Here is a 24,327-nt window from a genome sequence, read left to right as displayed (position 1 = left end):
AGGGCCTCGCGGCGGATGAGAGGGGTGCGGCTCGGCCGGGTGCGGCTACTTGCCCGGCTTCTCGGCGGGCCGGGCCGCAAGTTGCTTCTCCAGTTCGGCGACCTTCCTGGTCAGGTCCGCGATCTCCTTGCGCCGCCCCTCGTCCACCTGGGCGGCCGTGTCGGCGTACGTCTTCTGCTGCGCCGCCTCGGCGCGGAGCCGCTCGACCTCGTCGCCCAGCACCCGCGCCTGCCGCCGGAACTCGTCCCGCTCGGCGCGGAGCTCCTGCAGCTCGGTCTCGTCCGGCTCCGGGGCGGCCGCGCCGTCCACCGCGGCCAGCACCCGGCCGCGCTCGTCCGTGAACGTGACGGTGCCCGCGTTGGCCCGGCCGTTGTAGTGCCGGGCGGCGTGCTGCCCGAGCGCGTCCGGGAACCGCCCGGCCCGGCCCGCGTCCGGGCTCCACTCGGTCACCTGCCCGGTGCCGGTGACGACCTGGACCCCGCTGCCGTCGCTCGACAGCCGCGCGTCCAGGCTCACCGCGTAGTGCACCTGCCCGCCCTTCTCCCGCCTGATCGACACCGCCATGACCCGCTCCGTGTGGGGCGCGCGCGGGCAGCACGCCGCCCGGAAACGCTGGAAGTAAGTGCGTTCAGTGTGGCGAGCCGGGTTGCCCGGATGAAATGACGAGCGGCGCGACGGGTGATGTGCCGGCGGAACGAGACGGACGAACGGGCGCGCGGGCACTGGACCGAAAAGAAATGAGGGTCTTGAGCGCAGGCGACGACGCCGGTAGACTTCTGGGCGTGCCGGCTCGGGCGGCGCGGAAGAACGCGTCGGCTCGCACGAGTGGGGCAATTGTTACCGGGCGAAGTATCGAAGTGCTCTTCCCGTTCGCGCGAGCCGTTACCGTGTTATTGTGCGAGCCGTGAAGGCCGAGTCGAAGTTTCGCACGGCCCATTACCCCGTTATTGCGCATATTGTGAAGACGCCCTTCACACGGTAACGATAAGGCCGGTCAGTAGTTCGGTTCCCGGCGCGTGGTGCGCCGAGTGAAATAGTCCCGTGTTATTGTGCGAAGCCTCGCACACTAAACACTGGTTCGGCAACCATCGCGTTCTGGATCGCGCGTGCGGCGGTGTGCGTGTGGTCCGCGGTGGTGAACCGCGCGCGTCGGGCTTCGCGTGGTGCCGGTCGGGTCTGGCGCGACTCATCGCCGCGAGCTTGCGGTTGGGCGTGGCCTCCGATGTGTCGGGACACGGCGGTGCGGGTCGGTGGTGCTCCGCGTGTGGCCCGTGGGTGGTCGGCGCGGCTCATCGCCGCGAGGTGCGGTGGTGGGCGGCCTCCGGTGTGCCGGGACACGGCGCGTCGGGTCGGTGGTGCTCCGCCCAGCCGCGTCGGTGCCGCGGGCTCTGCGGATGCGCGGCGCTCGGCGTGCGACCCCGAACCGCCGAGGGCATCGAGCCGAACCCGGCGCTGCACCTGACACCGCCCGCTGACTTGTGACGCACCGCTCATCGTGTGATGGCGGTGCAGGTGAGCTTTATGTTCGGCACCCGACGCTGCTGGATCGCGCGTGCGGTGGTGGTGGGCGCGTGGTCCGCGTAAGTGAACCCCGGGTGTCGGGCTTCGCATGGTGCCCGTGGGTGCGGGCGCGGCTCACCGCCGCGAGGTGCGGGTGGGCGTGGCTGGCAGTGCCTTGGGACACGGTGGTGCGAGTCGGTGGTGCTCCGCGTGGTGCCGGTCGGGGTTGGCGCGGCTCACCGCCGCGAGGTGCGGTGTTGGGTGGCCCCCGGTGTGCCGCGGCACGGTGGTGCGGATCGGTGGTGGCTCCGCGGATGTGCGACGCGGGCGCGGGCTCCGCGGAACCGCAAATGCCAGCGCAGAAGCCGAACCGGGCGCTGCACCGGACCGCTGTAAAGTGCGTACTTCGGTGACCGTGTCGCGGCGTGCGCGGCCGGTGAGCTTATTGTTCGGCAAGAAGAGGGTGAGGATGGCGCGCGGCACTTTGACTGATCGTGTCGGCGAACTGGCCGACGCCGTCCTCGCTGACTGGCGTTGGGTACGTGACGACCTCAATGTTTCTGTCCTCGGTATGCTCCTTTACGGGTTCGGGGTGGATACCGGGCGGGCGATGGGACTCGCCGTGGCGGATGTCGATGCGGCCGTGTTGCGGTGCATGATTGAGCGGGTCGGGGCGGCCGCCAAGTGGAGCGGCGGGTTGGTCGAGGAGGCGAACGCCGCCGCCCGCAGCAAAGCCCACCACCCCGGCCACCACGAGTTGATCGGGGTCGGCCGCACGTACTACGGGGTCTCCGACTGGCGGGTGCTGGTCGATAACGTGTATGCCAACTTTACCAGCGTCCGCCGGCGGGCCGGCCTACCCGAGTTGACCGTTCCGGTGTTCCTCAATCCGCTGGCTATGCTCCTACGCGCTCGGGAGAGGCAGAAGGGGGCGCCGCTTACCGAGGCCGAGGTGCTGGAGGTCCGGGATACGGCGGCGTGTACCTCCATGCCGTTGTCTCAGGCCGAGCGGTTCTACGCCTCGCTGGATGCACAGATGCCGATCCCGCGCCTGCACCCAGAACGCCTTTGGGAGCAGTGGCAGGCGGTGCGGGAGCAGATTGGGTAGCAAAGACAGCCGAACCCGGCGCTGCACCTGACACCGCCCGCTATACTGCGACGCACCGCTGACGGTATGATGGCGGTGCAGGTGAGCTTTATGTTCGGCCACCCAGAGCCGCGCGAGTGCGCGTGCGGCGGTGTGCGTGTGGTCCGCAGTGCATCAGGCGGTGGTGTGGCGCTCTGCGTGGTGCCCGTGGGTGCCGGGCGCGGCTCGTCGCCGCGAGGTGCGGTGGGCGCGGCCGGTGGCGGGTGCGGACACGGCGTTTCGGTTCGGTGGTGCTCCGCGTGCCGCCCGTGTGTGGTTGGCGCGGCTCGTCGCCGCGTGTGGCGGTGGGCGTGGCCTCCGGTGTGCCGGGACACGGCGGGTCGGGTCGGTGGTGGCTCCGCTCGGCCGCGTCGGTGGGCGGGCTCCGCGGATGCGCGGCGCGGGGCGCAGAAGCCGAACCCGGCGCTGCACCTGACACCGCCCGCTGACTTGGGACGCATCGCTCCTTGGGAGGGGCGGTGCAGGTGAGCTGTTCGTTCGGCACCCAGAGGGCGCAAGAATGCGATCCCGCGTCGCGGTCCTGGCGGTTGCCACCACCCTCTCGGTCGTGGCCGTCGTAGCGGTTCGTCAGCGGTCAGCCGCCCCACCTGAGGCCATCGCGGCAACAGAGCGCGTGGCCGCCGCGGTTGTCGCCTCGGATCGCACCGCGCTGGCCGCCGAGCCGCTGCTCCACGGGCACGCGGGAACGGTCGATTGGCTCCTCCAACATCAGCCGGCTCTGGTCGGTGGGTACCGTGTGTCGGTCGTCCGGAATGGGGCCAGTGGTTATCACCTGCTTTCCGAGGAACTGGTGTCGCACCTGGGCGTAATTGACACGCCGACGGGTACGGTGAGCCTGGGCTTCCGCTCAACCGCGGACGGCGCGCTGGAGTTCGTGACGGCTTCGTTTTCGGACTTCCCAGCAGCTCGATAGGAGCCGAACCCGGCGCTGCACCTGACACCGCCATCTGACTTGTGACGCACCGCTCATCCGGTGATGGCGGTGCAGGTGAGCTGTATGTTCGGCACCCCGAGGGCGCTGGATCGCGCGTGCGGCGGCGGTGTGCGTGTGGTCCGCGTGAGTGAACCCCACGCGTCGTGCTCCGCGTGGTGCCGGTCGGGTCTGGCGCGGCTCACCGCCGCGAGGTGCGGTTGGTCGTGGCCGGGTGCGGGTGGGGACACGGTGATTGCGGGTCGGTGGTGCTCCGCCGATACGGGTCGGTGGTGGGCGCGGCTCATCGCCGCGAGGTGCGGTGGTGGGTGGCCCTCGGTGGGCCGGGACACGGCGGTTCGGGTCGGTGGTGGCTCCGCGGATGCGCGGTACGAGCGCGGGCTCCGCGGAACCGCAACGGCCCGCGCAGAAGCCGAACCCGGCGCTGCACCTGACACCGCCATCGGCCACCGTTGTGATGCTCACTCGATCCTGGCGGTGCAGGTGAGCTTGTTGTTCGGCCACAGAGGGCTTGCATGTGAACGAGCGACTGCGGCAACTCCTTGTCGCGGCGTGGCACGCCTGCCCTGAGGAGGAACGCCACCCGCCGGCCGCCGAGGGCGACCTGCGGGCGTTCGAGGTCGAGTTCGGGACGATCCCGCCAGCGTTCCGCGAGTACCTGACGGTGTGCGGCGGGCGCGTGGGCGGTGACGGCGAGTGGATCGACGGGCTGCCCGAGTTGGCCGATTCGCACCGCCAGTTCCGAGCGGACAACGAGTTCTGGCACATGCGAGGAGTGTTCATCATCGGTTGGGATGGCGGCGGCAACCCGTTCGGCATCGAGCTCTCGTCCGGGCGAGTGCTGGTCGAGGATCACGACTTTGGCGGCATCCACGAGATGGCCCCTTCGTTCCCCGCGTTCCTGGCCGCCGGGTTATCCCCAAACGCCGAACCCGGCGCTGCACCTGACACCGCCGGCTGATTCGGGACGCACCGCTCATCCGGTGAGGGCGGTGCAGGTGAGCTTTATGTTCGGCCGCCGCCGTGAGGTGGTTGCATTCGCCGCGGATCGGCGGGCGGTCGTAAGGTTGTCGCCACCTCCCCCCTGGTGAAGGCGACCGGCGAGGGCCCGCCGATCCGAGCGGCCTGAGGTCGCATGGTGATCTCCCGCCGTGCGATGTCCCCGGTGGGCTGAGCTCATCCGGCGGCGGCCGAACCCGGAGCTGAGCTGCAAGGCTCACTCATCCTCTGGCGGAAGGAGGCGGCCGTCGGCCGAACCCCCCGCTGGAGCTGACCAGCCGTCGCGGGAGCAAGGGGAGACCGTCCTGAGAGGGGCGGCTTGCAGCTCAGCTCCTGGTTCGGCAAGCAGAGGGCGAACGGTGGCAGAATGGCGACGAAGAACATACCGGCACGGATTGACAGTTGCCGCTATCCTGTTCTTCGGCGGATTACTGCTCTCGCAGATGTGGCCTCTGTCGCTGATGTTCACCGGTCTTGGCGCTGTGGTGGGGGCTATCGCGGTAGCAGTCGGGGTGCGACGGGCCGTGTGCCTGTCGTGTCGCCGGGTGTCGATCCTGGTTGGACCGAGCCTCACCCGTTGCTCGTTCTGCGGCGCCCGGCTTCCGGGCACGTCGGAGACTTGAACAGAGGCTTGCCTCGGCGGACTTCGGCGGCCAGGCGGGTGCAGCAGATGCGCGGTCGCGGCTCCGCGGACGCGCGTCGGTGGTGGCTCTACGGATGTGTGTCGGTGGAGCGGGCTCCGCGGAACCGCTACGGCCGACGAAGAGCCGAACCCGGCGCTGCACCTGACACCGCCCGCTGATTCGGGACGCATCGCTCATCCCATGATGGCGGTGCAGGTGAGCTTTCTGTTCGGCCACAGAGGGCTTGCATGTGAACGAGCGACTGCGGCAACTCCTTGTCGCGGCGTGGCACGCCTGCCCTGAGGAGGAACGCCACCCGCCGGCCGCCGAGGGCGACCTGCGGGCGTTCGAGGTCGAGTTCGGGACGATCCCGCCAGCGTTCCGCGAGTACCTGACGGTGTGCGGCGGGCGCGTGGGCGGTGACGGCGAGTGGATCGACGGGCTGCCCGAGTTGGCCGATTCGCACCGCCAGTTCCGAGCGGACAACGAGTTCTGGCACATGCGAGGAGTGTTCATCATCGGTTGGGATGGCGGCGGCAACCCGTTCGGCATCGAGCTCTCGTCCGGGCGAGTGCTGGTCGAGGATCACGACTTTGGCGGCATCCACGAGATGGCCCCTTCGTTCCCCGCGTTCCTGGCCGCCGGGTTATCCCCAAACGCCGAACCCGGCGCTGCACCTGACACCGCCGGCTGATTCGGGACGCACCGCTCATCCGGTGAGGGCGGTGCAGGTGAGCTTTATGTTCGGCAACAGAGGCAGTGCGAGATGCGGCGGTGGAAGTGTGTCGTCGGCTTGCTCGCCCTGGCCGCGTTGCTGTTGGCCCGCGGGTGCGTGGCCGGGTTCGTCGCGCTCGACCGGTATCTCGACCCGTTCGACGACCGCCCATTCAGCCCGGCGGCGTGGGCGGCCGCCGACGAGCGGGGGCGGGGGCCGATGGCCCGTGACGCCATCCGCCACCTGCCCGCTGGGACGCCCAAAGAGCGTGTGCGGGAACTGCTGGGCGAGGGCGAGCCACCGTCGCGTGACCCGCGGGGGCCGGTGGACGGGTACGGCGTTCGACTGGACCACCCGGAGACGTGGGTGTACTGGCTGGGATGCTGGAGCGGCCTCGGCCCATACGGCTTCGACGACGCCTTCCTGTACGTTCACTTCGGCCCGGATGGTCGGGTCGTGGCGGCCGAGGTCAACGGCGGGTAGCTGGGGGCTGCGCAGATGCCGAACCCGGCGCTGCACCTGACACCGCCCGCTGATTTGTGACGCGTTGCTGACGGTATGATGGCGGTGCAGGTGAGCTTTATGTTCGGCAGCGGAGGTTGCGCGTGTCCCAGAAAGCCGCGCTCACGATCCTGCATGTGGTGATGGGTGCGCTCATCACGCTCGGCGGGATGCAGGTAGCCGGGTCGATCGCGTCCGAGCAGCCGTTGGGTGCGCTGATGGTGCTGGCCGTGTCGGCCGTCATGCCACCACTGATCGCAACCCGCGTGGCATGGGCGAGTGGCTTCGCGGCCGGGCGTGTCGTCAGGAACACTCGAGGCGCCGAACCCGGCGCTGCACCTGACACCGCCATCTGATCTGCGTTGTGTTGCTCACTCGATCCTGGCAGTGCAGGTGAGCTTTATGTTCGGCAACCAGAGGCGCAGATGTGGTGTTCACCCGGCAAGAACTGATCGCCGAGCTCCCTCGCGTTGCAGCCACTGATTCTCCGCGACTGGAGGTTACGCAGTTCGAGGGCCAAGACTTCGTCTCACCGGACTGCGAGGAGTCCATCTGGGCGTTCCTCGGTTGGAAGCGTGACTTCGCCAGTGGTCTCCGGTTCTGGATGGAGGCACTTCAGGCGCAGGGTTGGTCGGGCAGGGAGACGTACTTCCGGCCATATGCCGAAGCCGGGCTCTGCGAGCCGATCACCGCGCATGAGTTCGCCCGGCTGGTCGCGGAGTACGGCAGCGGGCTGCGTCGGCCCCTCCCGCCATACCTGGTCGAGTTGACCGGATATCGGTCGGGCCTGCGGATGTACGCGGACTGGAATGACGTGGCGGCGGTGGCGGCGGTGGCCGAGACGTTCGTAGCGTTCTTCTGGTCCACAACCGCGTAGGTGGCAGTGCCGAACCCGTCGCTGCACCTGACGGCGGGCTCAAAGCCGCCCGCCGCAGGTGAGCTATTTGTTCGGCAACCATCGCGTGCATGAGGGCGCGCGTGCGGCGGTGTGCGTGTGGTCCGCGGTGGTGAACCGCGCGCGTCGGGCTTCGCGTGGTGCCGGTTGGGGCTGGCGCGGCTCGTCGCCGCGAGCTTGCGGTGGTTGTGGCCGGGTGCGGATGGGGACACGGTGGTGCGGGTCGGTGGTGCTCCGCTGAGACCGATCGGTCGCGGGCGCGGCTCATCGCCGCGTGTGGCGGTGGTGGGTGGCCCCCGATGTGTCGGGACACGGCGCCGTGGTTCGGTGGTGCTCCGCCCGGTCGCACCGGTGGGCGGGCATCCGCGGATGCGCTGCGCGGATGTGAGCGAGCCGAACCCGGCGCTGCACCTGACACCGCCCGCTGACTTGTGACGCACCGCTCATCCGGTGATGGCGGTGCAGGTGAGCTGTTCGTTCGGCTACCATCGCGTGCATGAACGCGCGTGCGGCGGTGGTGGGCGCGTGGCCCGCGGTGCGTAAGACGGTTGTGTCGCACGAGGTGCCGGGTGTCGCCGCGGCCCCGGTTGAGATGCAGCGGCGGGCCGCACGGCACCGCGCATGTCGCGGCCTCGGGCACGGCCGATGCGCGGCGCCGGCGCGGGCTCCGCGCAGCCGCGTGCGCAACGGCGCAGAAGCGAACCGCGGTGGTGCGCGCGCCGAACCCGGCGCTGCACCTGACACCGCCACGGAGTTCGGAACGCATCCCTCCCTTGGAGGGGCGGTGCAGGTGAGCTGTTCGTTCGGCCCTGGGGGGCACGCGGTTGGACAACTGGCCCGACGCGAAGATCCGCTCGACGGCGCTCTGGTACATCGGCAAGCACGCGATCAGCACGCCGGAGTACCGGTACACGCTGGTCGGTGACGCCCACCCGGAGGCGCTGGCCCGTGCCGCGCTACAGCCGGGGGAGTTGGTCATCGTCAGCTTCTTCCTCGCAGCGGACGGCTGGTTTCTGCTCACCACCCGGCGGGTGCTCGGTGCCTATGCTGGCCGGGAGGTGGCGGCCGCCACCCTCGATGTCCGCGACACCTGGTTCGGCGACTTCAAGACCGGCGGGCGGGTGGGGCTGGGGGTCATGTGGCTTCGGCTCGCCGGGAGCGACGAGGCCGTCCTCCAGTACGAGACGTGGCGGGCGTCGATGGCCCCGATCTACTACTTCCGGTACTGGGCGATCAAGTACCCGGTACTCGACCAGCTCGCGGCCGAACCCCGCGCTGCAGCAGATGGCGGGGGTGTGTAGGGTCTCCGTGACGTGGAGCTCAGCCGGGCCCCGCCGCTACTGAGCTTCCTGTTCGGCCACCATCGCGTGCAGGAGCGCGCGTGCGGTGGTGGGCGCGTGGTCCGCGTGAGTGAACCGCGCGTGTCGGGCTCCGCGTGGTGCCGGTCGGAGCGGGCGCGGCTCGCCGCCGCGAGGCGCGGGTGGGGACACGGTGGTTCGGGTCGGTGGTGCTCCGCGTGGTGCCCGCCGGTGGTCGGCGCGGCTCGTCGCCGCGAGTTGTCGGTGGGCGTGGCCCTCGATATGCCGGGACACGGGGCGTCGGTTCGGTGGTGCTCCGCTCGGCCGCACCGGTGGCCCGGGCAGGGCAAACGCACTCAATCCTCGGGATTTTTCAGTAGTACCTGTTCGAGGTAGGTATTATCCCATCCGGCCTTGAGTCGCCGGTTCTTGATCCCACATTTGGCGTTTGCCTTCTTCAACATCGCCAAGGCGATCTTGCGCACGAGGGCCATATTCTGCGGGCCGTGCCCTTCACGGAGTCGGTGGTCGTCTTCTCGGAACGCGACATCCAGCACCCAATGGCATGAATTCTCGATGCACCAATGAGCCCGGATCCACGTTTGGAACCGCTTGGCCGATGCCTTCCGCGAGCTGATGTAATACCGCACCTCGTCGCTCGTCCTACCGGCGACCGTGCGGCTGCTGACGAGCACCACGACGGACCGCAACCGGGGCCACACATTCCGGTCCCGGATCGACTCCAGGTCGTCGATCACGAAACAGAACCGCATCTCCTCGCGCCCGTGGCCCGTTCCTTCGTTGAGGTCGGTCGAGCGGCCCGCGTAGCTCGCCTCTAGGGCCCCCTCGGCCAACCGCTGGATGTCCTCGAGCAGCCGCGGCTGGTTGTCCTTGACCGCCAGCAGGTAGTCCCCCTTGGCGGCCACGATCTGCTGGGCGATGTCCTTCTGGGTGCCCATCGCGTCGATGCTCACCAGGGCCCCCGCGAGGTCCAGCCGCTCCAGCAGTTCCGGGATCGCGGTGATCTCGTTGGACTTCTCGTCGGTCTTCACCTGGGCCAACGTGAGGCCCAACTGCTGAGCCCATGCGCTGACGATGTGTGTGGCCTTGCGAGCCCCCGTGCCGGTGACCCGCTTGGACCCCCGCATGGTCTTCCCGTCGATCGGGATGTGGGGCACCCGGAGGCCCTCGGCGGCGTCCGCGACCCACGCCCGGAAGCACCGCCCGAACGCCTCCGGGCGGACCAGCGCGAACACCCGGTTGAGGGTGTCGTGGGACGGAATCCCGTTGCGCAGCGTCAGCCCCAGCCGGTCCCGGAACCAGGACTCCTTGGCCCGCGCGAACTCGGCGATCGACACGAAGTCATCGGCCCCGACGATCGTCCCACAGGTCACGATCATGAGTACATCAATCAAGTCGTGGAAGCACTTCAACTCGACCCGCGGATCCGGGATCTGGGACAGGTACTCGATTAACGGGCGTGGGCCGGGGGCGGCACTCATCGGCAGACTCCGAGGCGGTGAGGGCGCGCCAGAATCATATGGAGGCGGGGCCGCACATGCGCAGGAGGCGAGCGATGGCCGCTCGATCACACGCCTCAAAATTAGCTAGAATCCAGCGATTCCTAGGGGATTGAGTGCGTTTGCCCTGGTGGCCCGGGCATCCGCGGAGCCGCGGCGCTCGGCGTGTGCCCGGAACCGCGGAGGTCCGCGCGCCGAACCCGGCGCTGCACCTGACACCGCCATGCGGTATTGCGACGCACCGCGGCCCGGGATCTCGCGGTGCAGGTGAGCTGTTCGTTCGGCAACCCCAAGGCGCTCGATCGCGCGTGCGGCGGCGCTGAACGTATGGTCCGCAAAGGTGAACAGTGCGTGTCGGGCTCCGCGTGGTGCCCGTGGGTGTGTGGCGCGGCTCGTCGCCGCGAGGTGCGGTGGGCGCGGCCGGTGGCGGGTGCGGACACGGCGTGTCGGTTCGGTGGCGCTCCGCGTGGTGCCGATCGGGTCTGGCGCGGCTCGCCGCCGCGAGGTGTGGTTGGGCGTGGCCGGGCGCGGGTGGGGACACGGCGGTTCGTGTCGGTGGTGCTCCGCGTGGCGCCCGTAGGTGGCGGGCGCGGCTCATCGCCGCGGGTGGCGGTGGTGGGTGGCCTCCGATGTGTCGCGACACGGCGCATCGGGTTGGGGGTGCTCCGCCCGGCCGCACCGGTGGCACGGGCTCCGCGGAGCCGCGGTGCGGCGCGTGTCGCCCGGAACCGCGGAGGTCAGTGAGCCGAACCCGGCGCTGCACCTGACACCGCCATCGGCCGCAGTTGTGATGCTCACTTCATCCTGGCGGTGCAGGTGAGCTGTTCGTTCGGCAACCATCGCGGGCACGATCGCGCGTGCGGCGGTGGGCGTGTGGTCCGCGTTGGTGAACCCCGGGTGTAGTGCTCCGCGTGGTGCCCGTGGGTGGCGGGCGCGGCTCGCCGCCGCGAGGTGCGGTTGGGCGCGGCCGGGAGCGCGTGGGGACACGGCGGTGCGGGTCGGTGGTGGCTCCGCGTGGTGCCCGTGGGTGTCGGGCGCGGCTCATCGCCGCGGGTGGCGGTGGTGGGTGGCCTCCGGCGTGCCGCGGCACGGCGCGTCGGATCGGTGCCGCTCCGCTCGGCCGCACCGGTAGGCGGGCTTCCGCGGATGCGCGGCGCGGATGTGAGCAAGCCGAACCCGGCGCTGCACCTGACACCGCCATGTAGTCTGGATGGCACCGCTCCCTGGGAGGGGGCGGTGCAGGTGAGCTGTTCGTTCGGCAAGAGAGGGCTTAGGCGGTGGCAGACCTGTGGCGGGACTGGCCCCACCGATGGTTCGGCTTCTTCTGCTGGGAGTCCACGCAGGACGATGTGTTCCCGTCCCTCGGTCGTCTCCTCGATGCGTCCTGGCAGGTGGCGGACCGAGCGGAACTGCTGGAGTACCTGCGGCAGACGCCGGTGTGCTGGTCCACGCAGCCGAGCTACTGCCCATGTTCGCTGTGCGGCGAGTCGCTGACCGACAATGCGACCTGGCGGTGGGATGGGGAGTGGCTCTGGCCGCACACGCTGGCGCACTACGTCGAGCGGCACGGGCTGCGGTTGCCCGACGCGCTCGTCGCCCGGATCCGCGGCCGGGGGCATGTGCCGCCGCAGCTCCGAGCTTGCGACTTGGACGCAGCGTGGCGGGTCAACGCCACTATCGACGAGGTCGCGGCCGGGCGGGAGCCGCCTGCCGAGTAAAGGCCCGCCGAACCCGGCGCTGCACCGGACCGCTGTAAACTACGCACTCGGTAGACCGTGTCGCGGCGTGCGCGGCCGGTGAGCTATTTGTTCGGCCACCCCGAGGGCGCAGAGCGTGCAGTCGCTGGAAGAGGTCGAGACATGGCTCGGGCGACCGCTGCCGGAGCCGTACCGTTCCTTCCTAGCGGGGACCGCCGTGTCGTTCCTCGCGGCCAATGGGCGAACGCTGGTGTACGGTCGCAACGCCGTAATGGAGCGGAATGACACCTATGAGTCGCGAGCGTACTGCCCAGGGCACCTGATGATCGGCGACAACAGCGGCGGGGCCGCGCTCGTGCTGTCGCTCGCGGACGGGCAGGTCCACAGCGTCGGCATGGGGGCAATGACGCCGGACTGCTTTGAGCCAGTAGCCCAGAGCTTTACGGCGTGGCAGGCCGCGGATTTCCTGTGCGCGGAGTAAAGGCCCGCCGAACCCGGCGCTGCACCTGACACCGCCGGCTGATTTGTGACGCCTCGCTGGCGGTATGATGGCGGTGCAGGTGAGCTTTATGTTCGGCAACCCGAGGCCGTTGGCGGATTACCCATGAAGGCACTGTCCATCGCCCTCGTGTTGACAATCACCGTCGCCGGTGCTGCTGCTGGCGGTGAGAAGTACACCTCGAAAGAGGGGCAATTCGCGATTGCCTTCCCGAAGGGCGCGGAGGCCAAAACGCACAAGAATGAGAAGGGGCGCGCTTCCCTCGACGCCGTGCTCGTGGAGAGCCAAGGCACGCTTCACGGGGTGGCCTACGGCGAGGTGCCCGCGGCAGAGCTAAAGAACCTGGGCACGTTCTACGACTCAGTTGAGAGTGGGCTCGTCAAGAGGACCGGGGCGAAGGTCACCGAGCGGAAGGAGGTCACGTTCGGGCCGGACAAGTTGCCCGCGCGGGACCTGCTCACCGAGAGGGACGGGGTACATGGCCGTCTCGTGCTGGTCGTCAACGGCACCCGCATCTACGCAATCATGGTTCGGGGTTCAAAGGAGTTCGTCAGCTCGACGGAGGCCGCTGCGTTCGTCGCCTCCTTCGAGTTCAAATAGGGGCGGCTCGCTTGGCGTGCCGGGGCCTTCCATTCGCAAGCAGCGAAAGGCACGCCGAACCCGGCGCTGCACCTGACACCGCCCGCGGATCTGGGACGCACCGCTCATCCGATAATGGCGGTGCAGGTGAGCTGTTCGTTCGGCCACCCGAGTCGCTCGATCGCGCGTGCGGGCGGCGCAGAACGTGTGGTCCGCGTGGGTGAGCCCCGCTGGTCGGGCTCTGCGTGGTGCCCGGGGGTGATGGGCGCGGCTCACCGCCGCGAGGTGCGGTTGGGCGCGGCCTCCGGTGTGCGGCGGCATGGTGATGCGGGTCGGTGGTGCTCCGCGTGGTGCCCGTGGGTGGGCGGCGCGGCTCGTCGCCGCGAGGTGCGGTGGTGGGTGGCCTACGGTGTGCCGCGACACGGTGGCGCGGGTCGGTGGTGGCCCCGCGGAACCGCGACGCGGGCGCGGGCTCCGCGGAAACGCAACTGCCAGCGCAGAAGCCGAACCCAGTAGTTTCAAGTTGGGCGATTTATGAGTAGCGGGCCGCATGGGTTTACCGGTCAATGGTGGTTACCACGCCTCCACTGTCGGAGCCCCCATGCGACCCAAACGTCAGTCTATCCGAGCCACCCCGGCCCACGCCACCCGGCACCTCCGTCCGGTCCTGACCGACTGGCTCGGCCGTGCGGTCCAACTGCCCAAGCGTCGCCGCACCTGTACACCCGAGGTGGTGTGGCGGGTGGTGCTGTTCGCCGCGGCGTTCGCCCGCTCGGTGGCCGCGGCCTGTGCCGCGATCGCCGACGCCCCGTCCGGGCAGGCCATCTGGGATTGCTTGTACCTCACGCTGCCCAAGCGGCGCCGCACCCTCGAGCGGCGGTTGCGGCCGGCCCTCCACGCCCCGCTCGGCAAGCGGAAGCGGGCGGCTCGGGTCGCGATCGACTACCACCGGATCGGGTACTTCGGGACGCCGAACCGGGACACCACCCGGTCCAAGGGGGCCGGCGGCACCCACACGTTCCACACGTACGCCACCGCGTGCCTCGTCGGGGGACCGGACCGGTACACGCTCGGGTTGACGGCCGTGGGCGAGAAGGAGCCGATGACCGCGGTGCTCACCCGGCTGTTGGATCAGGTGACGGCGGCACGGGTTACGGTCCGGGTCGCGCTGCTGGACAAGGCGTTCTTCTCGATCGCGGTGATGCGGTTGCTCCAGGCGCGGGGTGTGCCGTTCGTGATCCCGGCCGTGGTCCGGGGCCGCAAGCCCCGGCCCGGGGTGAAGGGGGTCGGGTTGCGGGCCGTGCGGCGGCGGGGCGCGGGTCGATATGCGTACACCCACGCGGATCGGGGCACCTCGGTGCGGGTGCACGTGGTGATCGCTCACAAGAGCTACCGGTACCGGCGGACCGGGGGCCGGCGGAGCAAGAAGTTACTGTACGCGGTGTGGCGGGTGAGCGGGAGCCCGGTGGCGATTCGGGACCTGTACCGGACCCGATTCGGGATCGAGAGCAGCTACCGCCAGTTGGGGCAGGTTCGGCCCCGGACCTCGACCACCGATGGGGTCGTGCGACTCCTGTGGGTGGCCGTCGGGCTGATCCTGCGTAACGCCTGGTTGTGGTCCCGCTCAGCCCGCGGCCTCGGGTGGACACTGGCGGCGGTATGCCTGATACTGTTGGCCGATGGGCTGGCACCTACAGATGGCGAAAATAAGTCCATTACTACTGCACGATCGGCCAACAAAACCAAGCCGCCAACTTGAAACTACTGGAACCCGGCGCTGCACCTGACACCGCCCGCTGTATTGTGACGCACTGCTCATCGTGTGGTGGCGGTGCAGGTGAGCTGTTCGTTCGGCAAGAGAGGGCTTCCGGGTGGCCGTGACGTGGAAGAACGATGTGGCTCGCGATCGACTGGAGTCGTGGTTCGACCGCTTCCGGGACCGCATCCTGGGTTCGGTCGAGAGCCGCGAGGTGCCGACGCGGTACGGGCCGAATCAAGTGCTACTCGCCGGTCGCACTGATGGTCCGCCGCTCGTCTGCCTGCATGCCATGCGGACCGGCTCGGCCTTCCTCGTTGCCGAACTGAGTCCCCTCCTCGAACGGTTCCGCGTCGTTGCCCCCGACCTGCCGGGCCAATCGGTCCGCGGTCTGCAAGTGAAACTACCCCTGACCGACGACTCCCACGCCCGGTGGCTTGGGGACCTGCTCGACGGGCTGGGCCTCGGTGCGGTGAACCTGTTCGGGGTGAGTTGGGGCGGGTTCGTCGCACGGCAGGCCGCCTCGGCGGCACCCGAGCGGGTCTGCCGTCTGGCCCTGCTGGTCCCCGCCGGGATCGCCAACGGCTCACACTGGAAGGGGCTGACCAAGATGGCCCTGCCGATGATCCGGTACCGGGTGTGGCGGACGGAGCGGAACCTACGGCGGCTGCTCGACCCGCTGTTCACAACCTGGGACCCCGACTGGGCCGGGTACACCGGCGACGCCATCCGGGACATGCCGTTCGACTTCCGCATCCCGCCGCTAGCGACCGACGACGAGCTGCGGCGGCTGACAATGCCGGTGCTGGTGCTCGGGGCGGCCGACGACATCTCGTTCCCCGGCGCGGCGGTCGTGGGGCGGGTGCGGGCGATCGTCCCGCACGCCGACGGTGAGGTGATCGCCGGGTGCAAGCACTGCCCGCCGACAACGCCGGAGTTCCGCGGCTGGCTGGCTGCCAAGCTCGCCGCCTTCTTCGAGTGAGACGCAGGCGCCGAACCAGGCGCTGCACCGGACCCGGCCACGTAGTCGGTTTCCCGTGGCTCCCTGCGCGTCTCTGCCGCACACTGGTGTCGCGGCCGGGCCGGTGAGCTGTTCGTTCGGCCACCCCGAGCCGCGCGAGCGCGCGTGCGGCGGCGCTGACGGTGTGGTCCGCGAAGGTGACGCCCGCGCGTCGTGCTCCGCGTGGTGCCGATCGGGTCTGGCGCGGCTCGCCGCCGCGAGGTGCGGTTGGGCATGGTCCGTGATGTGCGGCGACACGGTGGTGCGGGTCGGTGGTGCTCCGCGTGGTGCCCGCCGGTGGTGGGCGCGGCTCATCGCCGCGGGTGGCGGTGGTGGGCGGCCACCGGTGTGCCGCGGCACGGCGCGCAGGGGCGGTGGTGGCTCCGCTCGCACGCACCGGTGGGTGGGCTCGCGCGGATGCGCGGCGCGGACGTGAGCGAGCCGAACCCGGCGCTGCACCTGACACCGCCCGCTGATTCGAGACTCGCCGCTCATCCGGTGATGGCGGTGCAGGTGAGCTATTCGTTCGGCAGGAAGAGGGCGCGGATGGGGAACGTCCGGCTGAGAACGGTGACCTATTCGGACCTCTCCGCTTTGCGGCACGAAGTGGCGGTCGTCGATGGCCCGCAGTTCCAACCTCCCGAGTTCCTCGTCGTTCGCTACTTCGGCTCCTATCGCGATGGGTCCGAGGGCACGCCGGACGCCAAGTACATCCTCGCCGCGTCCGCAGCCGCCCGGGAGGCGTGGTGGTCACGGTGTACCGTCCTCGACTTCCGTGAGCTCGTGTACCGCTGGGGAGACAACATGGCGTGGGTCACTCAGATCGGGCGCGATGGGGTGACCAAGCTCCAGTGGCCGCTCGCCATCGTGGTTGGGGACGGTTGTCGTGATGCACTCCGGTCACTGTTGCGGGACGAGTATGCGGGTCTGTGCGTGGAGTCGCTGGACGAGGCGTTTACCCTCTGCCGAGTTAAGGCTGAGGAGCATGAGCGACAGCTCAAGCAGTGGCGGCCGCGGGCCGAACCCGGCGCTGCACCTGACACCGCCGGCTAACTTGTGACGCATCGCTCATTCGATGATGGCGGTGCAGGTGAGCTCTTTGTTCGGCAAGACGAGGCATGCGGATGTCGTGGCGAGCCGGAGCCGAGCTATTCGCGGACGTGTGGCCGCTGATCCAAGCCCGTGTCCGCAACAAGCGGCAGCGGCAGGAGGTTACCGCGGGCTTGCTTCGGCTTCTGGTCGAACACGACGTTGATCCGTCGGACGTAGCGGATGTACACCCGGAGGTCCGGGCGGCCCTTGCGGCGATCGGTGCCGAGGTACCGGAGTCCGTAACGGACGCACCGGACGAAGCGGTCGTTGGCTGCATCCGTCAGCTCGTCGCCACGGACGCCAAGAATCGGGCGGCGGCAGCCGAGGCCTTGCGGCACTTCGTTCCTGAAGCCCGCGAGCCGAATGATGCTGCCGCAGCCGCACTGCCAGCGCTCGCCGGACTGCTGCGCGACCCGGTGCCAAAGGTTCGGCGTGAAGCAGCGATGTCAATCCGGGTTCTGGTTCGGGCCGGATGCCCTCTCCCGGCCAACGTCGTGTCGAACCTCCGGGCCACCACATGGGATGACGAAGTTGTCGCGAGTCGGATACGCGAGGCACTGGTCGCCGCAGGTCGTTAGGCCGAACCTGGCGCTGCACCTGACCCAGCCACGTGATTGGTTTCGTGCTGCTCGCCGGCGTGTCGTTGTCGTGATTGGTGTGGTGGCCGGGCCGGTGAGCTGTAAGTTCGGCCACACAAGGCTGCATGAGCGCGCGTGCGGCGGCGGTGGGCGCATGGTCCGCACCGCGTCCGACGGTCGTGTGGTGCTGCGCGTGGTGCCCGTCGGGGCGGGCGCGGCTCATCGCCGCGAGGTGCGGTTGGGTCTGGCCTCCGGTGTGCGGCGGCACGGCGCGTCGGGTCGGTGGCGCTCCGCTCGGCCGCACCGGTCCCGCGGGCACAGCGGATGCGCGGTGCTGAGCGTATGGCCCGGAACCGCCGAGGGCATCGAGCCGAACCCGGCGCGGCGCTTGACACCGCCATCTGATCTGGGACGCATCGCTCATCGTGTGATGGCGGTGCAGGTGAGCTTTATGTTCGGCCGCGCCGCGAGCTTCACGCGACACACGCTCCGGTGTGGTGGGCGTGTGGTCCCCAGCACGGTAGGCGGTTGTGTCGCACGAGGTGGCTTGCATCGCCGCGGCCCATCGGAGAGAATGTGGTGGCCGCACGAGTCCGCGCGTGTCGCGGCCTCGGGCTCTGCGGATGTGCCCCGGTGGCGCGGGCACAGCGGATGCGCGGCGCTCCGCAGAACCGCAGAACCGCAGTCGTGGCGCGCGGACGCGATCCGCGGAGGTGCCCCGAGGCCGAACCCGGCGCTGCACCGGACCGCTGTATACTGCGCTGTTTTTAGACCGTGTCGCTCACACCGCGGCCGGTGAGCTTTATGTTCGGCAACCAGAGGGGAATGCGCGGATGGAATCGCCCAAGGTCCGATGCGCTAACTGTGGGTTCCTCTCCGGGAAAGTGGATCACGACCCCGAGTTGAAGCTCGTTGACTTGGAGTGGCGCCGCACCGGCAAGTCAACCTCTTTTCCTGGTGCTCGACATTCGCCGTTCTGTTTCCACGGCCACGCCGGACCCGAAGAGGATTACAAACGCCAGTTCGAGGATACGCGGGACAAGCAGAAATCGTATGTAGCCGCCATCAACTCAGAGCGAGCATGTTCCGATTACTGTGCATTTGAATCTGGGCACAGTCCAAAGGAGCATGCCGAAATGATTACCGCAAGAGAGGTCGCGCGAGAAGTGCAAGAGAAGAACGCGACCGAAGCCGACAAAAACCGCGCTCACCAAGCCGCCGAAGCCGAGAAGGCGCGACAGTGGCAGAATGAACGCGACCGCAAGCAGGACGAGAAGGATGAGAAGAACCGCCAGTGGCAAGAAGCCCAAGAGAAGGATCGCCGCGCGTGGCAAGAGTCGCAAGAATCGAAGCGAACGGCTCAGGATTACAGCTACAAGAAGCGTCTCGCGGTCATCACGGCAGTTACCACAGTCCTTCTCGCGGGCATCGCCTCGGTCGTGGCGTTCTTCGGCGGTCGCTACTTCGCAGAGATTGACAAGCACAAACAAACACCGAATACCCAAGCCGCTCCGCAGTCATCAAGCATGCCCTGATCCCAATCCGCCGAACCCGGCGCTGCACCTGACACCGCCATCGTCAGCAGGTGCGAGCCTAAAGGGGGCATGGCGGTGCAGGTGAGCTGTCCGTTCGGCCACCGGAGGGCGCAGGGCGTGCAGTCGCTGGAAGAGGTCGAGACATGGCTCGGGCGACCGCTGCCGGAGCCGTACCGTTCCTTCCTAGCGGGCACCGCCGTGTCGTTCCTCGCGGCCAATGGGCGGACGCTGGTGTACGGTCGCACCGCCGTGATGGAGCGGAATGACACCCACGAGTCGCGGGCGTACTGCCCAGGGCACCTGATGATCGGCGACAACAGCGGCGGGGTCGCGCTCGTGCTGTCGCTCGCGGACGGGCAGGTCCACAGCGTCGGCATGGGGGCAATGACGCCGGACTGCTTTGAGCCAGTAGCCCAGAGCTTTGCGGCGTGGCAGGCCGCGGGTTTCCTGTGCGCGGAGTAAAGGCACGCCGAACCCGGCGCTGCACCTGACACCGCCATGTAGCTTGGATGGCATCGCTCCCTTGGCAGGGGGCGGTGCAGGTGAGCTTTATGTTCGGCCACCGGAGGGCGACACGTGAGTGCGGACGTTCTCGAACCACCGCCTTTCGAGGCTAATTCGCGACCCGACCGCGAGTTCCTCTTCCCGCCGTCCGTATTGGATATCTTGGCGTCGCCGGAGGAGGTCGAAATTCTGTCCGTCGACCCTCACCTGCCCGATCACGACGGGAGCGACGAGGATGAGGAGTACGACGACCCGCCGATGCGAGAAGGTCCAGGGTTCATTCGAGGGTATCGTATCCGCGGCGTCGCTCGGGTGCCAACCGCAGACCGGAGGCGTGCGGTCGGGCAGGCGCTTGTCGCGGCCAACCGCGAGGGCCTCGGGTGGGCGCTGTGCTTCGACCCGCACTACGCGGTCCGCGCCTCCCGCGGCGGTCAGGTCGCCGAGTTCCTGATCTGCTTCTGGTGCGGCAACGTCCGCGTAGTCGGGCCGGGTTCGCATGCCCAGACGTATCCAATCGGGCAGTCGGCCGCCCGGCTCCTGCGGCGGGAGTTGCGGCGCGGCGGAGTCGGGTGGCTGTGGTTTTGGCGGCGTTGGCTGGGGTGACCCGCGGGCGAGCAAAGGCCTGCCGAACCCGACGCTGCACCTGACACCGCCATCGGATTTGTGACCCATCGCTCATCCGGTGAGGGCGGTGCAGGTGAGCTCATTGTTCGGCCATAAAAGGTGAGGTATGCGGAAGCGCTTACTGTTCATCGGCGCGTGCGCACTCTCCTCCGCCGTGGCTGCCGCGGTCCTGTGGTGGGGTGTGCACGCGATGAAACCACCACCTCAGGCCTCGGCACAGGAGCCCGACTCGGAAGTGGAGCAATTGATCGCCCGATTGCGCGAGCCGGCCGGGCGGGTGCAGTTCTTCGGCACGCTCATCCCCGGCGGGGAAGTGCTGCAGTTCTCCCCGCCGATGAAGGAGCTGATCCGGCTGGGTGCTCGCGCACTCCCGGCGCTCCACCGGCTCGTGGGTGAGGAGGCGATCCGGAACGAGGTTGTTCTGGTACTCGGTGCGATCGGCGATCGCGAGACGGTGCCGCTGCTGATCGACGCCTACCCCACCGACGACGTGCGCGGCCTCGGGTCGGATGATCCCCGCTGGGTCCGGGTCATGTGCTTCTCGTTCGCGCTCCCGTACCTGACCGGCCAGCAGATCGGGCGAGATCGCAGTGGCGCAGACTTCGATCCGGAGAACCGGCAGCTGTGGCGGCGGTGGTGGGCGGTATACGGCTGGGGGTTCAGTGTGTCGGCAGACAAGCCTAACGCTACGTGGGTACCTCACTACCCGTCGCCGTAACGCAGAGCCGAACCCGGCGCTGCACCTGACACCGCCATCTGATTTGGGACGTACCGCTCATCCGGTGGTGGCGGTGCAGGTGAGCTGTTCGTTCGGCACTGAAGGGCGGGAGTCGCATATGGGGCAGCAGTTCACGCGCGAACTCATGGCCGAGTTCGAAGCCGTTAGCGGCGACGGGACGACATACACGGTCAAGGCGCATCGGAACCGAGCCCTGCCCGGCGCGGCGTTCGACATCGGTGAGCCGAGCGCCGACCCGGCCGCGTGGCAGTACACCGCGTCCGTCAAGGGCACAAACGTCGGCCTACATGCCCGGCGACTCGCCAAAGGCCGCTACGAGCTCATCGACTCGAAACTGGCGCTCGCGACCTCGGACCCGCGTGAGCCGTGAGGGTGCGGGTCCGGGTCTTCCGGCGTCACCTGCAGAAAACACGCGACCGCCCGGAACCGGACCTTCGCCGCCCCGCCGTCGGGGGACTCGACCGGCCCCCCGCACAGACTGAAGAAGGCGGTCACCGTGGCACCACCGACCGACGTGTCGCCGTCGAACTCGACCCGCACGGGCATCGGCACCCGTTGCCAAGTGCCGCACAGCACCCACAAACGGCCCCTATCGACTTGGATCTCGCCGCGGGAGCAGTCGGCGTCAACGGCATACACGCGGCCCATGAAAGTCCTCCCTCAGCCCCGGCCGAACCCGGCGCTGCACCTGACACCGCCCGCTATACTGCGACGCACCGCTGATTCGATGGTGGCGGTGCAGGTGAGCTGTATGTTCGGCCGCCCGAGGTAAGCGTGGACGATAGCCTGATCCGCGACGGAACGCTCGGGCCGGTCCTCTGGGATGAGGAATGGCGGTGGTGGAGATTTCGTGTCGGGGCATTTGGTGGGCGGCGTGTGATGGGGTACATCTTCCCCACCGATCAGGCGGTGCCGATGTCCGGCGTCGAGTTCGAAACGATTCGAGGGCACGTCGCGTGGATCTGCGAGAACGAGCCCACAATGCTGAAACTCGTAGTAGATCGGATGTACTCTTGGTGGGAGCGGACAGAATGGGCTGAGGAGTTAAGATCGTCCATCACCAACCCGGAATTGTTCCGAGAGCAGCTCCAATTGGAATGCGTCCACTTCAAAGGTGACGTGGCCGAGGTGGGTTATGGCACGGGCGACCTGATGAATGCGCACTCGTTCTGGATCATCTTCAACCAGCCCGGCTTGCTGCCAGAAAAAGTAATGTGGGGTTAAAGCGCGCCGAACCCGGCGCTGCACCTGACACCGCCATCTGATCTGGGATGCACCGCTCATCCACTGATGGCGGTGCAGGTGAGCTGTTCGTTCGGCCACACGAGGGCGCGATGCTCGACATCGGTGTTGGCGACGCTCCGTACCAGGCGTCGGACCCCGACGAGCCGTCGCTGGGGTTCGAGGGCGACGACGGGTACTACTGGTTCCTGCACCCGCTATTCGAGCGGCTGGCGGCCGAGACAGGCCAGTACATCGACCTGTACGGTTGCGCCCTGTTCGCCGGCCCGGACCTGACCGCCCTGACTCGGATGCTGGCCGACGCCCGCCGATTGGTGGAGGCGCAGGCCGAGGCGTGGGAGGTGCAGACCGCGGTCGTCCCGGTGTTGCACCGGCGGGTCGGGCGGGGCGAGTTCCTCCGGCTCCTCTCAACGTGGGAGCGCGCGGCCTCGCGGGCGCAGGAGTCTGGCCGAGCCGTGATCTGCTTCGGTGACTAGCAAAGGCACGCCGAACCCGGCGCTGCACCTGACACCGCCCGCGGATTCGGGACGCATCGCTCATCCGGTGATGGCGGTGCAGGTGAGCTTATTGTTCGGCGGCAGAAGCCGAGGCCGTGAATGGTCCATTTCGCATAGCCCTTGTGGGAGGGTTGATCCCCATGCCTCGGCCCCTGTTGGCATTCGTTGTTTTCTCGCTGTCCGCCTCGCCGGGCATGGCCAGCGACTTGAAGGCTGTCATCTACGAGGTTCAGTCCGTCACTGTCCCCAGCGGGAAGCACGCCGGTGCAGACGGATTTCTCCTCCGCGCTGAACCCCAAGAGGGAGAGAAGGACGGCAGGACCGTCACCGTGCCTGACCTGAAGAGCGTCCGGCTCACCATCAATGGTAAAGCGGCTACACGGGCTGAGGTCATCGGGTGGGTGTCCGATCAGAGGTATCCGCGCGTCGAAGTGACGACCGATCCCCAAAAGAATGATGCGCCAGTTCAGCTCCGCTTCTACGGCTGCCCGCCGGAGTCGCGGGGGAAGAAGTCCGACAAGTGACGCGGTGGCGGGGTGGGTCGCAAAGGCACGCCGAACCCGGCGCTGCACCTGACACCGCCATCTGTTCCGGGACGCATCGCTGACTGTATGATGGCGGTGCAGGTGAGCTGTTCGTTCGGCAACCAGAGGCGTAAGCGGTGGACGAGGGCAGCCGCAACGTCGTCGCGTTCTTGGGTGCGTTAACGCAGGCCCAACACACGCTCCTGCAGTTGGCGAACGACCTCGCCGATGGTGGCCTCGTCGCCGACCAACATGAGCCGTATATCCGCATCAGTATGCACGCCTGGCGGTATTTAGAGATCGGGGTCGAGGTCGATACTGCCGTCTGCCGCCGCTACAATCTCCGGCTAACGGTGGACTGGTCTGAAGATCAGTGGAAGATCCAGACGGGCGCAGCCAGCCAAGTCGTTCGTGGTGCTGTATGGGATGCCGAATCGTATCTCCCCGATCAACTCGGGCTGCCGGTACGGTCGGCGACCACACTCGATGGGTTCGCCGTCGAGCTTCGCGAGGCGACCATGAGCGGTTGCCATGCTCTCCGGCAACTACTCGCGTCCGGCAGAGTGGCGGCCCAAGAGGCCGAACCCGGCGCTGCACCTGACACCGCCCGCTGAGTTGTGACGCACCGCTCATCGTGTGATGGCGGTGCAGGTGAGCTTTACGTTCGGCCACCCTCGCGTGCTGGAGCGCCCGTGCGGCGGTGTGCGTGTGGTCCGCGTGGGTGAACCCCGCGCGTCGGGCTCCGCAGAGTGCCGGTGGGCGCGGGCGCGGCTCGTCGCCGCGAGGTGCGGTTGGGCGTGGCCGGGATGCGGGTGGGGACACGGCGGTTCGGGTCGGGGGTGCTCCGCGTGGTGCCCGCCGGTGGTCGGCGCGGCTCATCGCCGCGAGGTGCGGTGGTGGCCGGCCTCCGATGGGCCGCGACACGGCGCGTGGGGTCGGTGGTGCTCCGCTCGGCCGCATCGGTGCCGCGGGCATCCGCAGATGCGCGGCGCGGGGCGTGTGCCCCGGAACCGCGGACGTGAGCGAGCCGAACCCGGCGCTGCACCTGACACCGCCGGCTGATTCGGGACGCACCGCTCATCGTGTGATGGCGGTGCAGGTGAGCTTTACGTTCGGCAACCATCGCGTGCAGGAGCGCGCGTGCGGCGGCGGTGGCGTGTGGTCCGCGTGGGTGAACCCCGCGCGTCGGGCTCCGCGTGGTGCCGGTCGGTGCTGGCGCGGCTCGTCGCCGCGAGGTGCGGGTGGGCGTGGCCGGGTATGGGGACACGGTGATTGCGGGTCGGTGGTGCTCCGCGTAGTGCCCGTGGGTGGTCGGCGCGGCTCGTCGCTGTG

General features: G+C 68.7%; 28 protein-coding genes. 24 read left to right on the top strand and 4 right to left on the bottom strand.

From position 1 onward, the window contains the following. Positions 1–45: 45 nt before the first annotated feature. A complete protein-coding gene (locus GobsT_RS37895) occupies positions 46–564 on the bottom strand; it encodes a hypothetical protein (protein WP_162542151.1) in 519 nt (172 codons plus the stop codon). Positions 565–2,110: 1,546 nt separating this feature from the next. Here GobsT_RS37895 and GobsT_RS39735 point away from each other — a divergent pair. The 8 genes from GobsT_RS39735 to GobsT_RS18320 all read left to right on the top strand — a co-directional run bounded on the left by GobsT_RS39735 (position 2,111) and on the right by GobsT_RS18320 (position 8,612). Then, positions 2,111–2,608, top strand: coding sequence for a hypothetical protein (locus tag GobsT_RS39735; protein ID WP_232068381.1), 498 nt, complete (start codon positions 2,111–2,113; stop codon positions 2,606–2,608). 538 nt (positions 2,609–3,146) lie between these two features. Beyond that, positions 3,147–3,560: a hypothetical protein gene (locus GobsT_RS18370; protein ID WP_010038145.1), complete on the top strand. Its 414-nt coding sequence runs from the start codon at positions 3,147–3,149 to the stop codon at positions 3,558–3,560. A gap of 535 nt (positions 3,561–4,095) precedes the next feature. Next, positions 4,096–4,539, top strand: coding sequence for an SMI1/KNR4 family protein (locus tag GobsT_RS18360; RefSeq protein WP_010036179.1), 444 nt, complete (start codon positions 4,096–4,098; stop codon positions 4,537–4,539). A 911-nt stretch (positions 4,540–5,450) separates the two neighbouring features. Continuing rightward, complete coding sequence (locus tag GobsT_RS18345; RefSeq protein ID WP_010036179.1) at positions 5,451–5,894, top strand: SMI1/KNR4 family protein; 444 nt, start codon at positions 5,451–5,453, stop codon at positions 5,892–5,894. 72 nt (positions 5,895–5,966) lie between these two features. Beyond that, entirely contained in the window at positions 5,967–6,398 is a 432-nt protein-coding gene (locus GobsT_RS18340; protein ID WP_010036156.1) for a hypothetical protein, read from the top strand. Positions 6,399–6,520: 122 nt separating this feature from the next. Further along, positions 6,521–6,772, top strand: a complete 252-nt coding sequence (locus GobsT_RS18335) for a hypothetical protein (RefSeq protein ID WP_010036135.1) — start codon at positions 6,521–6,523, stop codon at positions 6,770–6,772. A 71-nt stretch (positions 6,773–6,843) separates the two neighbouring features. Then, the gene (locus GobsT_RS18330; RefSeq protein WP_010038141.1) at positions 6,844–7,293 is read left to right on the top strand and encodes a hypothetical protein; all 450 of its coding nucleotides are present in this window, start codon (positions 6,844–6,846) and stop codon (positions 7,291–7,293) included. An 842-nt stretch (positions 7,294–8,135) separates the two neighbouring features. Further along, the gene (locus GobsT_RS18320) at positions 8,136–8,612 is read left to right on the top strand and encodes a hypothetical protein (RefSeq protein ID WP_010038138.1); all 477 of its coding nucleotides are present in this window, start codon (positions 8,136–8,138) and stop codon (positions 8,610–8,612) included. 353 nt (positions 8,613–8,965) lie between these two features. Here the strand turns inward: GobsT_RS18320 and GobsT_RS18310 are convergent, their stop codons facing one another. After that, positions 8,966–10,111, bottom strand: a complete 1,146-nt coding sequence (locus GobsT_RS18310) for an ISAs1-like element ISGob5 family transposase (RefSeq protein WP_010033957.1) — start codon at positions 10,109–10,111, stop codon at positions 8,966–8,968. A 1,295-nt stretch (positions 10,112–11,406) separates the two neighbouring features. On the opposite strand from GobsT_RS18310, the gene GobsT_RS18295 reads away from it, so the two are divergent. The 6 genes from GobsT_RS18295 to GobsT_RS18265 all read left to right on the top strand — a co-directional run bounded on the left by GobsT_RS18295 (position 11,407) and on the right by GobsT_RS18265 (position 16,713). Then, positions 11,407–11,847 (top strand): hypothetical protein, encoded by a 441-nt coding sequence (locus tag GobsT_RS18295; RefSeq protein ID WP_010036124.1) that lies wholly within the window; start codon positions 11,407–11,409, stop codon positions 11,845–11,847. Positions 11,848–11,962: 115 nt separating this feature from the next. Further along, complete coding sequence (locus GobsT_RS18290) at positions 11,963–12,307, top strand: SMI1/KNR4 family protein (protein WP_010038134.1); 345 nt, start codon at positions 11,963–11,965, stop codon at positions 12,305–12,307. Between the two features lie 123 nt (positions 12,308–12,430). Continuing rightward, on the top strand, positions 12,431–12,925 hold the full coding sequence (locus GobsT_RS18285) for a hypothetical protein (protein WP_010038132.1): 495 nt from the start codon (positions 12,431–12,433) through the stop codon (positions 12,923–12,925). 580 nt (positions 12,926–13,505) lie between these two features. Beyond that, complete coding sequence (locus tag GobsT_RS18275) at positions 13,506–14,663, top strand: transposase (protein WP_010033494.1); 1,158 nt, start codon at positions 13,506–13,508, stop codon at positions 14,661–14,663. Between the two features lie 136 nt (positions 14,664–14,799). Continuing rightward, positions 14,800–15,642: an alpha/beta fold hydrolase gene (locus tag GobsT_RS18270; protein ID WP_148087790.1), complete on the top strand. Its 843-nt coding sequence runs from the start codon at positions 14,800–14,802 to the stop codon at positions 15,640–15,642. Positions 15,643–15,894: 252 nt separating this feature from the next. Next, complete coding sequence (locus GobsT_RS18265) at positions 15,895–16,713, top strand: hypothetical protein (protein WP_232068380.1); 819 nt, start codon at positions 15,895–15,897, stop codon at positions 16,711–16,713. A 95-nt stretch (positions 16,714–16,808) separates the two neighbouring features. Here the strand turns inward: GobsT_RS18265 and GobsT_RS18260 are convergent, their stop codons facing one another. Next, positions 16,809–17,090 carry a hypothetical protein gene (locus GobsT_RS18260; protein WP_010038125.1) on the bottom strand — a complete coding sequence of 94 codons (282 nt, stop codon included), beginning with the start codon at positions 17,088–17,090 and terminating at the stop codon, positions 16,809–16,811. Here GobsT_RS18260 and GobsT_RS41110 point away from each other — a divergent pair. The 6 genes from GobsT_RS41110 (at position 17,082) to GobsT_RS37890 (ending at position 21,102) form a co-directional block, all read left to right on the top strand. Next, positions 17,082–17,330 carry a hypothetical protein gene (locus GobsT_RS41110; protein ID WP_417936407.1) on the top strand — a complete coding sequence of 83 codons (249 nt, stop codon included), beginning with the start codon at positions 17,082–17,084 and terminating at the stop codon, positions 17,328–17,330. The two genes, GobsT_RS18260 and GobsT_RS41110, sit on opposite strands and share 9 nt — an antisense overlap. A gap of 833 nt (positions 17,331–18,163) precedes the next feature. Further along, the gene (locus GobsT_RS18250; protein ID WP_148087609.1) at positions 18,164–18,865 is read left to right on the top strand and encodes a hypothetical protein; all 702 of its coding nucleotides are present in this window, start codon (positions 18,164–18,166) and stop codon (positions 18,863–18,865) included. Between the two features lie 69 nt (positions 18,866–18,934). Further along, on the top strand, positions 18,935–19,327 hold the full coding sequence (locus GobsT_RS18245; protein WP_010038120.1) for an SMI1/KNR4 family protein: 393 nt from the start codon (positions 18,935–18,937) through the stop codon (positions 19,325–19,327). Between the two features lie 114 nt (positions 19,328–19,441). After that, a complete protein-coding gene (locus GobsT_RS18240) occupies positions 19,442–19,972 on the top strand; it encodes a hypothetical protein (RefSeq protein ID WP_010038118.1) in 531 nt (176 codons plus the stop codon). A 211-nt stretch (positions 19,973–20,183) separates the two neighbouring features. Beyond that, the gene (locus tag GobsT_RS18235) at positions 20,184–20,711 is read left to right on the top strand and encodes a HEAT repeat domain-containing protein (protein ID WP_148087789.1); all 528 of its coding nucleotides are present in this window, start codon (positions 20,184–20,186) and stop codon (positions 20,709–20,711) included. 118 nt (positions 20,712–20,829) lie between these two features. After that, positions 20,830–21,102, top strand: coding sequence for a hypothetical protein (locus tag GobsT_RS37890; protein WP_010038114.1), 273 nt, complete (start codon positions 20,830–20,832; stop codon positions 21,100–21,102). Here the strand turns inward: GobsT_RS37890 and GobsT_RS18225 are convergent. Beyond that, a complete protein-coding gene (locus GobsT_RS18225) occupies positions 21,045–21,380 on the bottom strand; it encodes a hypothetical protein (RefSeq protein WP_010038112.1) in 336 nt (111 codons plus the stop codon). The two genes, GobsT_RS37890 and GobsT_RS18225, sit on opposite strands and share 58 nt — an antisense overlap. 126 nt (positions 21,381–21,506) lie before the next feature. Here GobsT_RS18225 and GobsT_RS18220 point away from each other — a divergent pair, with 126 nt between their 5' ends. From GobsT_RS18220 to GobsT_RS37880, 4 genes are all read left to right on the top strand, one after another. Next, the gene (locus tag GobsT_RS18220; RefSeq protein WP_010038110.1) at positions 21,507–21,956 is read left to right on the top strand and encodes a hypothetical protein; all 450 of its coding nucleotides are present in this window, start codon (positions 21,507–21,509) and stop codon (positions 21,954–21,956) included. Between the two features lie 110 nt (positions 21,957–22,066). Continuing rightward, positions 22,067–22,450 (top strand): hypothetical protein, encoded by a 384-nt coding sequence (locus GobsT_RS18215; protein ID WP_010038107.1) that lies wholly within the window; start codon positions 22,067–22,069, stop codon positions 22,448–22,450. A 161-nt stretch (positions 22,451–22,611) separates the two neighbouring features. Continuing rightward, the gene (locus tag GobsT_RS37885; protein ID WP_010034030.1) at positions 22,612–22,995 is read left to right on the top strand and encodes a hypothetical protein; all 384 of its coding nucleotides are present in this window, start codon (positions 22,612–22,614) and stop codon (positions 22,993–22,995) included. A gap of 137 nt (positions 22,996–23,132) precedes the next feature. Next, positions 23,133–23,609, top strand: coding sequence for a hypothetical protein (locus GobsT_RS37880; RefSeq protein WP_010038105.1), 477 nt, complete (start codon positions 23,133–23,135; stop codon positions 23,607–23,609). Positions 23,610–24,327 lie beyond the last annotated feature (718 nt).

The organism is Gemmata obscuriglobus, assembly GCF_008065095.1.
GTDB classification, from domain to species: Bacteria; Planctomycetota; Planctomycetia; order Gemmatales; family Gemmataceae; genus Gemmata; species Gemmata obscuriglobus.
The sequence above is the reverse complement of the archived record's forward strand: the minus strand, read 5'-3'. Positions and strand labels throughout refer to the sequence as shown.

Coding starts and splice junctions, on each gene's coding strand:
- GobsT_RS18265 (WP_232068380.1), top strand. CDS start 15,895: ATGGTCCGTGATGTGCGGCGACACGGTGGTGCGGGTCGGTGGTGCTCC.
- GobsT_RS18250 (WP_148087609.1), top strand. CDS start 18,164: ATGGAATCGCCCAAGGTCCGATGCGCTAACTGTGGGTTCCTCTCCGGG.
- GobsT_RS18275 (WP_010033494.1), top strand. CDS start 13,506: ATGCGACCCAAACGTCAGTCTATCCGAGCCACCCCGGCCCACGCCACC.
- GobsT_RS18340 (WP_010036156.1), top strand. CDS start 5,967: ATGCGGCGGTGGAAGTGTGTCGTCGGCTTGCTCGCCCTGGCCGCGTTG.
- GobsT_RS18370 (WP_010038145.1), top strand. CDS start 3,147: ATGCGATCCCGCGTCGCGGTCCTGGCGGTTGCCACCACCCTCTCGGTC.
- GobsT_RS18225 (WP_010038112.1), bottom strand. CDS start 21,380: ATGGGCCGCGTGTATGCCGTTGACGCCGACTGCTCCCGCGGCGAGATC.
- GobsT_RS18285 (WP_010038132.1), top strand. CDS start 12,431: ATGAAGGCACTGTCCATCGCCCTCGTGTTGACAATCACCGTCGCCGGT.
- GobsT_RS18245 (WP_010038120.1), top strand. CDS start 18,935: ATGGCGGTGCAGGTGAGCTGTCCGTTCGGCCACCGGAGGGCGCAGGGC.
- GobsT_RS18215 (WP_010038107.1), top strand. CDS start 22,067: ATGCTCGACATCGGTGTTGGCGACGCTCCGTACCAGGCGTCGGACCCC.
- GobsT_RS37895 (WP_162542151.1), bottom strand. CDS start 564: ATGGCGGTGTCGATCAGGCGGGAGAAGGGCGGGCAGGTGCACTACGCG.
- GobsT_RS37885 (WP_010034030.1), top strand. CDS start 22,612: ATGCCTCGGCCCCTGTTGGCATTCGTTGTTTTCTCGCTGTCCGCCTCG.
- GobsT_RS18310 (WP_010033957.1), bottom strand. CDS start 10,111: ATGAGTGCCGCCCCCGGCCCACGCCCGTTAATCGAGTACCTGTCCCAG.
- GobsT_RS37890 (WP_010038114.1), top strand. CDS start 20,830: ATGGGGCAGCAGTTCACGCGCGAACTCATGGCCGAGTTCGAAGCCGTT.
- GobsT_RS39735 (WP_232068381.1), top strand. CDS start 2,111: ATGGGACTCGCCGTGGCGGATGTCGATGCGGCCGTGTTGCGGTGCATG.
- GobsT_RS18235 (WP_148087789.1), top strand. CDS start 20,184: ATGAAACCACCACCTCAGGCCTCGGCACAGGAGCCCGACTCGGAAGTG.